The 13680-nt window shown below is 48.9% G+C and carries 8 protein-coding genes, 3 tRNA genes and 1 pseudogene; 7 read left to right on the plus strand and 5 right to left on the minus strand.

The window, feature by feature from the left end:
* A complete protein-coding gene (locus ACLHG7_RS08870) occupies positions 1–3189 on the plus strand; it encodes an efflux RND transporter permease subunit (protein WP_410210682.1) in 3189 nt (1062 codons plus the stop codon).
* Between the two features lie 127 nt (positions 3190–3316).
* On the opposite strand, the gene ACLHG7_RS08875 is transcribed toward ACLHG7_RS08870, so the two are convergent.
* The 3 genes from ACLHG7_RS08875 to ACLHG7_RS08885 form a co-directional block, all read right to left on the minus strand.
* Positions 3317–3393: transfer RNA gene (locus ACLHG7_RS08875), tRNA-Arg, on the minus strand.
* 197 nt (positions 3394–3590) lie between these two features.
* Positions 3591–3680 (minus strand) — tRNA-Ser (locus tag ACLHG7_RS08880).
* An 89-nt stretch (positions 3681–3769) separates the two neighbouring features.
* Positions 3770–4135, minus strand: a complete 366-nt coding sequence (locus ACLHG7_RS08885) for a hypothetical protein (protein ID WP_410210683.1) — start codon at positions 4133–4135, stop codon at positions 3770–3772.
* Positions 4136–4365: 230 nt separating this feature from the next.
* On the opposite strand from ACLHG7_RS08885, the gene ACLHG7_RS08890 reads away from it, so the two are divergent.
* Positions 4366–5496: an AI-2E family transporter gene (locus tag ACLHG7_RS08890; RefSeq protein WP_410210684.1), complete on the plus strand. Its 1131-nt coding sequence runs from the start codon at positions 4366–4368 to the stop codon at positions 5494–5496.
* Between the two features lie 73 nt (positions 5497–5569).
* Here ACLHG7_RS08890 and ACLHG7_RS08895 read toward each other — a convergent pair whose 3' ends face one another.
* Complete coding sequence (locus tag ACLHG7_RS08895; protein WP_410210685.1) at positions 5570–6139, minus strand: fimbrial protein; 570 nt, start codon at positions 6137–6139, stop codon at positions 5570–5572.
* A gap of 301 nt (positions 6140–6440) precedes the next feature.
* Positions 6441–6525 (minus strand) — tRNA-Leu (locus ACLHG7_RS08900).
* Positions 6526–6783: 258 nt separating this feature from the next.
* Between ACLHG7_RS08900 and rnr the strand changes: the two are divergent.
* The 5 genes and pseudogenes from rnr to ACLHG7_RS08925 form a co-directional block, all read left to right on the plus strand.
* Positions 6784–9162: pseudogene (rnr, locus tag ACLHG7_RS08905) on the plus strand (ribonuclease R); the annotation flags it as partial.
* A 709-nt stretch (positions 9163–9871) separates the two neighbouring features.
* Positions 9872–11959: a M3 family metallopeptidase gene (locus ACLHG7_RS08910; RefSeq protein WP_410210862.1), complete on the plus strand. Its 2088-nt coding sequence runs from the start codon at positions 9872–9874 to the stop codon at positions 11957–11959.
* A complete protein-coding gene (locus ACLHG7_RS08915; protein WP_114897750.1) occupies positions 11956–12198 on the plus strand; it encodes a YheV family putative zinc ribbon protein in 243 nt (80 codons plus the stop codon). Before ACLHG7_RS08910 ends, ACLHG7_RS08915 begins: the two co-directional genes overlap by 4 nt.
* 50 nt (positions 12199–12248) lie before the next feature.
* Positions 12249–12662 (plus strand): hypothetical protein, encoded by a 414-nt coding sequence (locus ACLHG7_RS08920; protein ID WP_410210686.1) that lies wholly within the window; start codon positions 12249–12251, stop codon positions 12660–12662.
* A 170-nt stretch (positions 12663–12832) separates the two neighbouring features.
* Positions 12833–13672, plus strand: coding sequence for a DMT family transporter (locus ACLHG7_RS08925; protein ID WP_410210687.1), 840 nt, complete (start codon positions 12833–12835; stop codon positions 13670–13672).
* Positions 13673–13680: the final 8 nt, after the last annotated feature.

A 13680-nucleotide genomic window follows, 5' to 3' on the forward strand; every position in this document is an offset into this window, starting at 1 on the left:
ATGAACTTTAATCTTTCTGCTTGGGCACTCAAAAACCGCCAGCTCGTGCTGTACTTCATGGTGCTACTCGGCATTATCGGTGCCATCTCCTATACCAAACTCGGTCAGAGTGAAGACCCGCCGTTTACCTTTAAAGTCATGGTGGTTCAGACCTACTGGCCAGGTGCCAATGCCGAGGAAGTCTCCAAACTGGTCACCGATCCCATCGAAAAGAAACTGATGGAGACCGGTAACTACGAAAAGATCGTCTCCTACTCTCGTCCCGGCGAGTCGATGGTGACCTTTGTTGCACGGGATTCGATGCACTCCTCCGAAATTCCCAACCTCTGGTATCAGGTGCGTAAGAAGATTGGTGATATCCAACAGACTTTACCTGTGGGCATCCAAGGGCCTTATTTTAATGATGAATTCGGCGATACCTACGGCAACATCTATGCCTTAACGGGTAAAGGCTACGATTATGCAGTGCTGAAAGACTATGCCGATCGTATCCAATTGCAATTGGAGAATGTTCCTGACGTTGCCAAAGTCGATCTGGTCGGTCTACAGAATGAAAAAATCTGGATTGAGGTATCAAACACCAAGATCGCAAGCCTAGGCTTGCCCCTACAAGCCGTACAAGAGGCCCTGCAAGCGCAAAATGCCATCGCGCCTGCGGGCTTCTTTGAAACCCCGACTGATCGTATTCAACTGCGGGTCAGTGGACGCTTTAAATCGGTGGAAGAGATTCGTAACTTCCCGATCATCATTGCAGGCAAGACCTTTACGCTGGGCACGGTTGCCGATGTCCATCGCGGTTTTAGCGACCCTGCGCAGCCGCGTATGCGCTTTATGGGGGAGGATGCACTGGGTATCGAAGTATCAATGAAACCGGGTGGCGACATCTTGGCTTTGGGCAAAAATCTGCAAACCACCTTTGCCTCCTTACAACAGACGCTACCTGTCGGGATGCAGTTGAGCAAGGTCTCCGACCAACCCGCCGCCGTAAAATCTGGTGTCAGCGAGTTTGTCCATGCCTTGGCTGAGGCAGTCATTATCGTGCTCCTCGTCAGCTTCTTCTCCTTGGGTTTTCGCACGGGAGCGGTTGTTGCCCTAACCATTCCGCTGGTCTTGGCGATGACCTTTGCGGCGATGCATTTCTTTGATATTGGTTTGCATAAGATTTCTTTAGGCGCGCTGGTTTTGGCGCTCGGACTGCTCGTTGATGACGCGATCATTGCCGTGGAGATGATGTCGATCAAGATGGAGCAAGGCTTTAGCCGTCTTAAAGCCGCCAGCTTTGCGTGGACCTCAACCGCATTTCCGATGCTGACTGGGACATTGATTACTGCTGCAGGCTTCCTCCCGATCGCAACCGCTCAATCCAGTACAGGGGAATATACGCGCTCCATCTTTGAAGTGGTGACCATTGCCCTACTGGTTTCTTGGCTTGCTGCGGTGATCTTCGTGCCTTATCTGGGTGACATACTGCTGCCCGACTACACCAAGAAGAATCAAGCCAAAAAGAATCAGCAAAAAAGCCTATCTAAAGTCGGTAGTTTAAAAGAGAAATACTTTGGCAAAGACCCTGAGCCCAGTCCAGCCCCGCCTGTCGAGACCACAGCAAATCCAAATCTTGACCACGAGGCGCATGATCCTTATGCCAGCAAGTTCTATCAGCGCTTTCGCACACTGGTGCAGTGGTGCTTGAACTTCCGCAAAACCGTCATTGCCATTACGATTGCAGCATTTGTGGGTTCTATCGTTCTATTTGGCTTCGTTCCGCAGCAGTTCTTCCCCGACTCCAGTCGCCTTGAGCTCATGGTCGATATGAAGCTGACGGAAGGCGCTTCGCTGACCGCCACAGAAGCCAAAGCCAAACAACTGGAAGCCTTGCTTAAAACACGTAAAGGTATTGATAACTATGTCAGCTATGTGGGCACAGGTTCTCCGCGCTTCTATTTGCCTTTGGATCAACAATTGCCACAGGCAAGCTTTGCCCAATTCGTGATTCTGGCGAAGACCTTGAAAGATCGTGAAGAACTGCGTGCATGGTTGATCCAGACCCTCGATAAGGACTTCCCCGATGTTCGCACCCGTGTTTCACGTCTTGAAAATGGTCCGCCCGTGGGTTATCCGGTTCAATTCCGTGTTTCCGGTGAAGATATCCAGAACGTCCGCGCTCTCGCCCGCCAAGTCGCCGCCAAGGTGCAGGAAAATCCGCATGTGGTGAATGTCCATCTGGATTGGGAAGAGCCGAGTAAATCAACCTACTTAACCGTTGATCAAGCACGTGCGCGTCAGTTGGGGGTAAACAGTCAAGAACTGGCTAACTTCCTACAAAGCGCACTCACCGGCGCAACTGTCAGCCAATATCGTGAAAATAAATCATTGATCGATATCCAACTACGCGGTGCAGCGTTAGATCGTCGTGAAGTCGGCATGCTCTCTAGTCTGGCCGTGCCTTCTGACAACGGTGGCACCGTACCGCTCTCGCAGATCTCGACCATTGAATACGGTTTTGAAGAAGGGATTATCTGGCGCCGTAACCGCCTACCCACGGTCACAGTGCGTGCAGATATTTATGACAATACCCAGCCCGTTAGCCTCGTCAATCAAATCTCCCCGACGCTGGATAGCATCCGCGCCAAGCTCCCCAGTGGCTATCAGTTAAACATCGGCGGTACGGTGGAGGACTCCGCACGCGGACAGAACTCGGTCAATGCCGGTATGCCACTCTTCTTGGTGGTGGTGATCACCTTGCTGATGTTGCAACTACGCAGCGTCTCACGCAGTATCATCGTTTTCCTGACCGCGCCGCTGGGTTTGATTGGCGTGACGCTCTTCCTGCTGCTTTTCCAAAAGCCCTTTGGTTTTGTGGCGATGCTGGGGACGATTGCCCTATCAGGCATGATCATGCGTAACTCGCTGATTCTGATTGATCAGATTGAGCAGGATATCCGTGCAGGTCACAAGCCGTGGGATGCGATTATTGAAGCCACGGTACGACGCCTGCGTCCGATCGTGCTCACCGCACTTGCCGCGGTACTAGCGATGATCCCGCTGTCACGCAGCGTGTTCTTTGGACCGATGGCGGTGGCCATCATGGGTGGATTGATTGTCGCAACCGCACTGACGCTACTCTTCTTGCCTGCGCTCTACGCAGCCTGGTTTAGAGTTAAGAAAGAGCCACCACCTACCACTTCCTAGAAACCTATAGAAAGCTGCTCTCTCCCAAATCCCCCGAAAATCTAATTTTCGGGGGATTTTTTATGTCTGAAACCTAAATGACAGACACAAAAAAGCCTGCATAATGCAGGCTTTTTGCGATTCAATATGGTGCGCTGGGAGGGAGTCGAACCCCCGACCCTCAAGTTCGTAGCCTGATGCTCTATCCAGCTGAGCTACCAGCGCAATATGTAGACGATTGAAGTCGTTCACATTTTTTCAACGTTTCTGCATTTCTATCTGCAGTGCGTCGAGGTGGCGTATTCTATTGAAATACTAACGCTACGTCAACACTATTTGCATCTTTTTTGATTTTTTATTTCAACATCTTATCGATACTGAACATTTTAGAAAAATCAAAAATACCACTGACACAAATATAATGGCGGTGAGGGAGGGATTCGAACCCTCGGTAGGGGTTAACCTACTCTCCCTTAGCAGGGGAGTACCTTAAGCCACTCGGCCACCTCACCACGAGGCGGGTATATTACAAAAACAAAAGCATAATCACAAGACTAATTATCATTAATCTTGATGACAGGTCAGGAAACCACCAGTTTTATCAGTGTGACTTGTCAGCCTGTTGTGTTTGTTGGTATTTTCTTCCGGAGGCTTCGTTATCCTTCAGCGCAGTGATTCGCGCCTTTTCAGCATTGGCTTTCACATCACCTATATTCGCGTTCACATCGTCAATAATACTATCTTCAACGACAACGCGTTCTTTATTATCAACTTTATAGTAGTCAGCAGAGTGTTTATCTTCTTCTTGTTGCTTGATAAATTTCTCTGCGGCGCTTAAAGAAGCGGTTTGTGTTTCAGGTGTCTCCATGGCTGGATCCGCTTTTTTCTTACTACATCCCCCCACACTTATTAAAATCACTGCCATCAAAAAACAGGTTGGCCATTGGTGCGATATACGATGCATCATATTATTGTTCTCCATTTTTAAAATCTGGACTCATTCTTTAAGTCCCAATATCGTTCCTATCACTAAGAACTTTTTAATTTATTACCCATGAATCAGTATTTTATTCATCGGTGGCGTAATATAGCACCACTTTCTTGCGTTTTTCCAACAGAATAAAACAGCTAGCGATTGCCCCGACAGAAATCACCTCGTACACTGGACACAACTCCAAGTTACGGCATCTAAAAACTATGTCTCGCCCAGCTCTGATTTCTACGCTTTCCATTCAGCGTATGTTGTTGCCCATCCTGCTCGGAATTCTGGTGTTCTTTAGTTTCGAGATTGTACGGATTTTTATCTCACCCATCGCTTGGGCTGCCATCTTGGTCTATATCACGTGGCCGTTGTATCAATGGACACTGCATAAATTCTCAGGGCGTGAAAGTCATGCGGCAGGTATTGTCACTGCGGGACTCATGACGCTGGTCGGCGTACCCATCGGTATCGCTTTTCTGGTCACCGAACATCAAGCCGTGACGTGGTACCACCAGTTACATGATCAACTGAATGCTGGTCAGCTGGTACTGCCTACAGCACTCGCCAATCTACCTTGGGTCGGTAGCGATTTACAAGATATGGTCGATCAATTGAATGATGATCCCAGCCAATTCATCACCCAACTGCGTAGCATGCTTCAAGATCAGGTCGGCAAAGGTGCGCGCTTAGTCGGCAATGTGGCCGAACATATTGCTTCTGTCGGTTTCTGCTTGATCACCATGTTCTTCTTTTATAAAGATGGTGTGCGCATCATGGTGCAGATTCGTGCGGCATTGGAGCGTATTGTTGGTGTGCGTGGTGATCATTACCTATCGGCTATTGCGGTCACAACGCGTGCGGTTGTCTACGGCATCGTCCTCACCGCAGCAGCTCAAGGTCTGCTGGCAGGGATCGGCTATGCGGTTGCGGGCATGCCAGGAGCATTACTCTTGGCCGTCATCACCGCTATTGTCGCGATGATTCCTTTCGCATCCCCATTGGCTTGGGGGCTTGCGATTGCTTGGCTTGCGATTACGGGGCACCCGATTGCCGCAGTGGCGTTAGCCGTTTGGGCAGGTGCAGTGATTTTTATCATCGATAATATTTTGCGCCCGATGGTTATTTCCAGCGCCACTGCAATCCCCTTCTTGGTCGTGTTGTTTGGCGTGCTGGGGGGGCTTGCGACTTTCGGGATGATCGGACTCTTTATCGGTCCGGTGATCCTCGCCATGTTGCTTGCGGTTTGGCGTGAGTGGCTCACCCATGAGCATGAACAGCAGCAAGTGATTGCGAGTCAAAATACCGTAGTGGTGGAACCCGCTGCTGAAGAAGATAAACCGTCATAACATTATGACGGTTTTGAAGTCAAATATGGGCGTTAACGCATGAATACCGTTAACGCTTCTATTCCTCATTTCTTTAGTTATAAACAATCGTGTAGTTGGTTCGGCTGCTGACCTTGCCTTCGGTAGCAGGGCCGCCCACTGCCGTATATTGCACATAGTAATTCATGGTGGCCGCGCCCGTATTTAAAGCAACCGCTTTCAATCCATTCACACCGTTTTTAGCCTGATTCAATTGCAGCCCTGTGGTGTCATCATTCAACAATTGCAGTTGCACATTGGATGCCTGAGCTGCGCCCGGATCATTCTTCAAATAACCCGTCGCAAGGTCTGTCGACACACCGGGCTCAAAATAAGTCGCGACACTCCCCGTCGCCGGTGCACAGCCACTTAAGGCGATATTAAAAGCGGTCCGCCCTGCCCAAGCCGATGCGTTTGGCAACGCTTGTGCTGATACCGTAGGCAGCGTAACGGTAAAGTCTTTACCTGCGCCGTTGCCATTGATCGTACACGTGCGCGTCGTAACCTGCCCTTCAAAGCTGATCAAACCATCTGATGCTTGGGCATGTATAGGGAGTAAAGTTGCAGCACTGAGGGAGCAAATAAAAGCGCAGTTTAATGCGGAAGGTAATGCTGAGTTTTTCATGGGATTTCCTTTCCATATTCGAAAAAAATGTTTTAGAGCACCACAGCCTCCTTTTGACGGTCAATCCATTTGACCGATCAAGAAGGTGTCTTTAAGACGCATGCTCTACTACCGATTGTATGATGTCAGGCTAGAATCGCAAGCGAAAGCCCATGAAAAATTTGTAATTTTTTCAATTTAAATCTAAAGCTACCAAATAGTACAAAATACGATCAAGACCATCATCAAGACAATAAAAAAAGCCCTATAACGTTAGCTATAGGGCTTTTCAAATCTGCGATAAACACAGAGGATTTCAATTTGGTGCGGATGAGAGGACTTGAACCTCCACGATTTTACTCGCCAATACCTGAAACTGGTGCGTCTACCAATTCCGCCACATCCGCGTAGGTCGGCAATGCTATAGATTTCGACAAAAACCGTCAAGCCTTATCTAAGCCGCCAGCCTATTAATTTTCACAAATTTGAAAAATTTCTGCCGTTCGACCTAAAAACATCCAGAAAATGTGGAGATATCTCCAAATTCGTGCAACGTTTTGAACCAAAATCTTACGCAAAATCATCCATAGCCCTGCTTGCATTTTCCGTATTGTCATAAAAGCTGTGTTAAACTCGTCGCCATGAAAAATACAAAAGACCCCGCTATGACTTGGAATGACCCTGATGCGCTCAGTGAAGCTGAACGTTATGAATCACCCATCCCAAGCCGCACTCTCATTCTCAATATCTTAGGGCAAAATCCACAGCCTTTAAGCCACGCAGAATTCGTTACCCTCTTTAACTTGCACGAACCCGATGCGATCGAAGCCGTCAGCAGACGCTTATCCGCCATGGTACGTGACAGTCAATTGACCACGGTGGGACACAACCCACAGCGCTATCGCCTGATCAGTGAAGACGATCTATTTATCGGTAAAGTTCAATCCCATACCAACGGTTTTGGTTTTGTGGTGCTCGCCGACCACCCTGATTTATTCCTTACTGAACGCGAAATGCGTTTAGTGTTCAATGGCGATACAGTCAGTGCTCGCGCGACCGGCACAGATCGTCGTGGCCGCCCACTGGGCCGCATTGTTGAAGTCAAAACACGTCAGCAAACCCAAGTCATTGGTCATCTGCAAATGGTTGAAGGGCAATTTTATATCCAGCCTTCACACCCCAATGCACACCAACCGATTGCGCTTGAGCCCGATCAAGTCCAAGCCGCGCAATTAAGCGTGGGCGATGCCGCACAGATTGAAATCGATGATTGGCCGACTCGCGAAGAATACGCCAATGGTCATGTGGTCGAAGCCTTCTCTAATAAAGTCGACACCCAGCTCATCATTCCGACGACGCTGATCGACTTTGATTTACCGCATGTATTTAACAAAGCGGTTTTAGCGGAAACCAACAAATACAAAGAGCCCTCTGCCAAAGATCGTGCAGGTCGCAAAGATTTACGTGAATTGCCTCTGGTCACCATTGACGGTGAAGATGCCCGTGACTTTGATGATGCCGTTTATGCAGAGAAGCGTACTGGCGGTGGTTTCCGCCTGATCGTCGCGATTGCCGATGTCAGTCACTACGTCAAACTCGGTATGGCACTGGATGACGAAGCACAATCTCGCGGTACGTCGGTTTACTTCCCCAACTACGTGGTGCCGATGTTGCCTGAAGCCTTATCCAATGGCTTATGCTCACTGAAACCTGAAGTCGATCGTCTGTGTATGGTCTGCGATATTAATTTATCACGTGCAGGCAAAGTGATGAGCTACGAATTCTATGAATCCGTCATGCACTCCCAGGCCCGTTTGACCTACAACCAAGTGGCTGATCATTTGGCGGGTAAAGCCGATGCCATTCCCAACATCCCAGCCGTGCATAAATCAATTGAAACCTTAAATCAATTGTTCCACGTCATGCTGGATGTGCGTGCTAAACGCGGTGCGATGGAATTTGAAACCACTGAAACCTACATGACCTTTGATGACAAAGGTGGGATTGCGTCAATCAAGCCACGCACGCGTAATGATGCGCACCGCTTGATTGAAGAATGTATGTTGCTCGCGAATACCTGTGCAGCAGCCTTCGCACTGAAGAACCTGATTCCAGTGCTGTATCGTAACCACGAGCCACCAGAAACCAATCGCGTGCAAAAGGTCCGTGATTACGTCAAGCTACTGGGCTTAAGCTTCCCAGAGAAACCGATCCAATCCGATTACCAGAAGATTATCGAAGCGACCAAAGATCGTATTGATGCGGCAAGTATCCATACCGTGCTGCTGCGTTCGATGATGCAAGCGGTCTATGCCCCAGAAAATCTAGGTCATTTTGGCTTGGCCTATGAAGCGTACACCCACTTCACCTCGCCAATTCGTCGCTACCCAGATCTGCTATTGCATCGTGCGATTAAAAACCACCTGCAAGGCAAGCCTCCTGTCTTGGAAGGCAATCAACTGATTGCGGCAGGCGAGCAGTTCTCTCGAACCGAACGCCGAGCAGATGATGCCGCACGCAGTGTCATGAGCTGGCTTAAAACCCAGTATATGCAGCAGCATATCGGTGATCGCTTCACGGGTGTCATTACTGCTGTCACTGAATTTGGTTTCTTCGTGACGCTCAGCGATCTCTATGTAGAAGGCCTCGTGCATGTGCGCAATCTGGGTAATGATTTCTATGAATACAATGTCGCAAGCCAAAGTATGAATGGCAAAACCCACGGTCAGAAGTTTGCACTGGGTGATAAAGTCGAAATTCAAGTGGCGGGTGCCAACCTTGAAGAACGCAAAATCGACTTCCAGCTCGTGAAACAACTCTCCAGTGGTGGCAAAGCCGTTCGCGAAAAAGCGCCACGCGCGAATACCGCCAATACACCTGCAGCTAAGGCACCTGCAACCAAAGCACCCGTCAAACGTGCACCAGCAAATCAGCCTGCAACCAGTAAGCCAAACGCACCTGTTGCGGTGCAAACCGCTGTAGAGGGTGCATCGACCAATGCGCCCCGTACTGGACGTAACTCACGGAGAAAACCAGCAGCTCAAGTAGCAACGCCAGCGGTGAAGCCAGCAACACCGGTCCAAGCAGTACCGACTGTGGCCAATAAACTGACCACACCGCGTCCAAGCCGCCGTAAAACACCTGCACAAAATACAAATCAGGGCAATCAAACTGTCGGATCAAAGGCAGCCGATGTGAATCTGGTTGTTGCTCCTCAAGCCGATGTGATTAAAACCACACCTGCGGTGCAGACTGAAACTCAAGTCAGCATTGCAGCGCCTGTGGTCGATACCATCCAAACGACGAAAGCATCTGCCGATGATCAGCGCGATGTAACGGCCAGCAAAACCAAATCAGAGAAGTCGAAAAAAGCTGAAAAGGGTGAAGATAAATCAGCCGCTAAAGCCAAATCGAAAAAAGATTCTGCTAAGGACACATCCAAAAAATCTGCTGATAAATCCGACAAGGGTGGCAAAGCAGAGAAAAAATCGGGTAAGAAGTCTTCAGGTAAAAAAGAAGACGCACCTAAAGCTAAAAAGAAGAAATCTTCTTAATCTTTAGCGCCCATGCATAGCAGCGGGATGCCCCACGGTATCCCGCTGCTATTCTTTTACTTTGCTATAAGCACCTATACAAAAGCACTCCTTCTCTGTAGAAAATCACCAATGTCTATACAAAAACGCCTTGAAACATCTCTCCCCAAGCCGTATTAATAAACCTGAATCCGACATTATTAAAGTACATCACATCATCATGAACGCGACCATCCAGACCCCACTCCTTCCAGCACGTCTTCCGCTCCCTGATTTCCCGACACTCACCAATGCAGGCATGAAATCGGATATTGAAGCCTTATTAGTTGAAGCTTTTGGCCTACTGAATCAAGCGAACCATATTCAAAGTGGCGGTGAACTCGACTTTATCCATCAATTAGAAGCGTTTGAAAACCGTCTACATCAGGTTTGGAGCGTACTCTCCAATCTGAATGCGACCTGTAATACACCAGAATTACGCGAAACCTATAACGCATTGCTGCCTGAGCTATCACGCTATTACACCGAACAGGGCCAGAATAAAGCCCTTTATCAAGCGTATCTCACAGTTCAGCAGCAAGCCGATTTTGCGACGCTTGCGCCTGCAAGACAGGAAGCGATTCGTCTGGCCTTGCGAGACTTTAAACTGTCAGGCGTTGCACTCGAAGGCGAAGCCAAGAGCCGCTATGCGGCGATAACTGAGCGCTTGTCTCAGCTCTCCTCACAATTTTCAGATCATTTACTCGATGCGACTCAAGCGTACCAACGCCCGCTGTCCAAAGCAGAGCTTGCAGGCTTACCTGAGTCCGCTGTTGCGTTAGTGCAGCAGATGGCAAAACAAAAAGCGACAGATGATCCCTCCATCGAAGCTTTGGCCACGTTAGATGCACCCGTTTTTATCGCCATATCCACCTATGCCGATGATCGCGCCTTACGCGCGGAACTCTATCGCGCCTACACCACGCGCGCCTCTGAACTTGCAGAGGTAGCTGATGCCAAAGCACAAGATAACAGCGCGATTATTGAAGAAATCTTGGCATTACGCTTAGAAATGGCACAATTGCTTGGCTTTACCAGCTATGCCGAGCTTTCACTAGCCAGTAAGATGGCTCCAGATGTTGCCACGGTACGTGAATTCTTGGTGGATATCGCCACTAAAGCACAAGCAGCAGCCCATGATGATCTGGCGGAGCTCCGCGCGGAAGGCGCACGCATTGGACTCACTGATATCCAGCCTTGGGATACCGCTTACTTGGCTGAGAAAGTTAAACAACGTAAATACAATCTCTCTCAGGAAACACTCAAGCCTTATTTCCCTGCTCATGTCGCGATCAGCGGTTTATTCCAAGTCGCCAAACGACTGTATGGCATTGAGATGGAACAGCGCAGCGCACCCGTTTGGGCTGATGGCGTGCAATATTATGAAATCTCTGAGCAGGGTCAGGTCATTGCGGGTTTCTATTTTGACATCTATGCCCGAACGGGCAAGCGTGGTGGCGCCTGGATGAGTGGCTTCCGTCCTCGCATGCAAACCAGTCAGGGCTTACAGTTGCCAGTGGCCTTTATGGTCGGCAACTTCACACCGCCTGTTGATGGCAAGCCCGCATTGCTCAGCCACGATGAGTTGGTCACGCTCTTTCACGAATTTGGGCATGGTCTGCATCACATGCTCACCGAAGTCGATGTAATCTCAGTTTCAGGCATTAACGGTGTGGCGTGGGATGCGGTTGAACTCCCGAGCCAATTCCTCGAATTCTGGACATGGGAACCCGATGCATTAGCGCTCGTTAGCCAACATCACGAAACCAGCGAGCGACTCCCGACTGAACTGTTAGATGCCATGCTGGCAGCACGTCATTTCCAAAGTGGTATGCAGGCACTGCGTCAAATCGAGTTTTCACTGTTTGATTTGGATATTCATCATCAGAGCCCCGCGCCAGATATTCATCAGGTTCAGGCGGTATTGAACAGTTTACGTCAGCAATTTTCCGTATTACCACCTCCTGCCTATAACCGTTTCCAACATGGCTTTAGCCATATCTTCGCCGGTGGTTATGCAGCTGGATATTACTCCTACAAATGGGCAGAAGTGCTCGCCTCCGATGCCTTTGATCGTTTTGAACAGGAAGGTATCTTTAATGTCGAAACTGGGCAAGCTTTCCGCCAACATGTGCTTGCGGCAGGGGGTAGTAAAACCGCTTTAGAAACCTTTAGAAACTTCCGTGGTCGTGATGCATCCATCGATGCGCTGCTGCGTCATAACGGCTGGTCGATCACCACAATACCTTCAGTTGAGCAAACAACATGAGTACAGACGGACGGATCAAGAAACGCTTTATCGCAGGAGCACGCTGTAGCGCTTGCCAAGCCCAAGACAAAGTCATGATTTTTATTGCGCCTGATGATGAATGGATCGAGTGTGTAGAATGCGGACATACTGAGCGACGACCAAAAACTGTGGTTTCTAAAGGATTCTTTGATGCAGTTCACAAAGATAATTCAGAATCAGAACAAGTGAATGTGGTACAGCTGCGTTCGATACGCTAGAATCAATGTGACCGCAATTGTCACTTATTACTTAGTATGGATACACGAATATGTCACTTGTAGAACGCGTACTTGCTCGACCAACACTGATGATTGCATTGGTTGTGGCTGTTATTGCGCTGATACTGGGGGCATGGCTACTCTTAGGGTCAAATAAATCTTCGGTTGTAGCGGCAAAACCAAGCACTCCAGCTACAGTCCAGCCCGTATCTGTACAAGATACCACGGTCGCCTCTGCCGCAAGTGCGGTAATTGCCAGTACACCGGTTCCAGCAGTTAATGTTGCCAGTGCCCCCCTACCGACGGATAAAGCAACCGCTGCAGAAGAATTGGATCGTCTCCACGATGAAAATAGTCGACTCAACGAACGTAAGGCTCAACTTGCCAAACAGCTTGAAACCTCCAATAAAATTCTTGCTCTGAAAGAACAACAAATCAAAGAACTTGAGAAAAACCCGCTTTGATCCACTCCTGAACGCATTGTAAAAAGTGCGTTCTATCCGGTCATCAATGACAAAAATGCACCCCATCCATCACGCTCTGTTAGACTAGCGCCCTATTTTGCTGCCATGCCTCCATTGCTTTGAAATCCAATCCTCCTACGAATACTACTCATATTAGCCGCGGCCTCGCCTTGTTGACACTCTCGGCTGCACTCTTTGCACTGATGGGTGTGTTAATCCGACTCGCTTCACACTCTGTCGATAATGCGACGATTGTCTTCTTTCGTAATTTCACAGGGCTCTTGCTGTTATTGCCTTTTATACTGATGAAAGGTCCGACTTTTCTGAAAACAGAAAAACTGTGGATGCACAGCTGGCGTGCTTTTGTGGGCTTGATCGCGATGTATGGATTTTTCTATGCCATTGCTCATCTCAAACTTAGTAATGCCATGGTATTTACCTATTCATCGCCGATCTTTATTCCACTGGTCGCATGGCTATTTCTCAAAGAACGCATGACATCCCTCATGTGGCTTGCCGCATTGGTTGGACTGGTCGGGGTGATCTTGGTGGCTAAACCCGAGCAAGGGTTTTTCAACGTTTTATCCATCATTGGCATTATTTCGAGCTTTCTGGCAGCGATGGCCTTTGTGACGGTACGTGCTCTAACAGCAACCGAGCCCGTGACCCGAATCGTGTTTTACTTCTGCTTAATCGGGACATTGTTCTCTAGCCTTCCGATGTTTTGGCATTGGCGTGCATACACTCTGCAAGAACTGGCACTGCTGATGGGTGCTGGTTTGCTTGCCACGACCAGCCAGCTATGCTTATCCAAAGCCTATAGCTATGCTCCTGCAGGCAAGATTGGCCCAGCCAACTATCTGGCGATCATCTTTGCTGGGATCTTTGCTGCGCTGATTTGGCATGAGTATCCAGACCAGATGAGCATATTCGGCATGATTCTGATTTTAGTCGCTTTAGTACTTTGTATGCCACGGTCTCCCAAACTAAGCGCTCTGGATAAAGCTTAAGGAGGATC

Origin of the sequence: Aquirhabdus sp. (assembly GCF_046462495.1) — a bacterium.
Lineage (GTDB): Bacteria > Pseudomonadota > Gammaproteobacteria > Pseudomonadales > Moraxellaceae > Aquirhabdus.

What these genes read in the sequence shown, in the direction of transcription:
- ACLHG7_RS08870 (WP_410210682.1), top strand. Translation starts at nt 1, where the DNA reads ATGAACTTTAATCTTTCTGCTTGGGCACTCAAAAACCGCCAGCTCGTG.
- ACLHG7_RS08885 (WP_410210683.1), bottom strand. Translation starts at nt 4,135, where the DNA reads ATGATGCATCGTATATCGCACCAATGGCCAACCTGTTTTTTGATGGCA.
- ACLHG7_RS08890 (WP_410210684.1), top strand. Translation starts at nt 4,366, where the DNA reads ATGTCTCGCCCAGCTCTGATTTCTACGCTTTCCATTCAGCGTATGTTG.
- ACLHG7_RS08895 (WP_410210685.1), bottom strand. Translation starts at nt 6,139, where the DNA reads ATGAAAAACTCAGCATTACCTTCCGCATTAAACTGCGCTTTTATTTGC.
- ACLHG7_RS08910 (WP_410210862.1), top strand. Translation starts at nt 9,872, where the DNA reads ATGAACGCGACCATCCAGACCCCACTCCTTCCAGCACGTCTTCCGCTC.
- ACLHG7_RS08915 (WP_114897750.1), top strand. Translation starts at nt 11,956, where the DNA reads ATGAGTACAGACGGACGGATCAAGAAACGCTTTATCGCAGGAGCACGC.
- ACLHG7_RS08920 (WP_410210686.1), top strand. Translation starts at nt 12,249, where the DNA reads ATGTCACTTGTAGAACGCGTACTTGCTCGACCAACACTGATGATTGCA.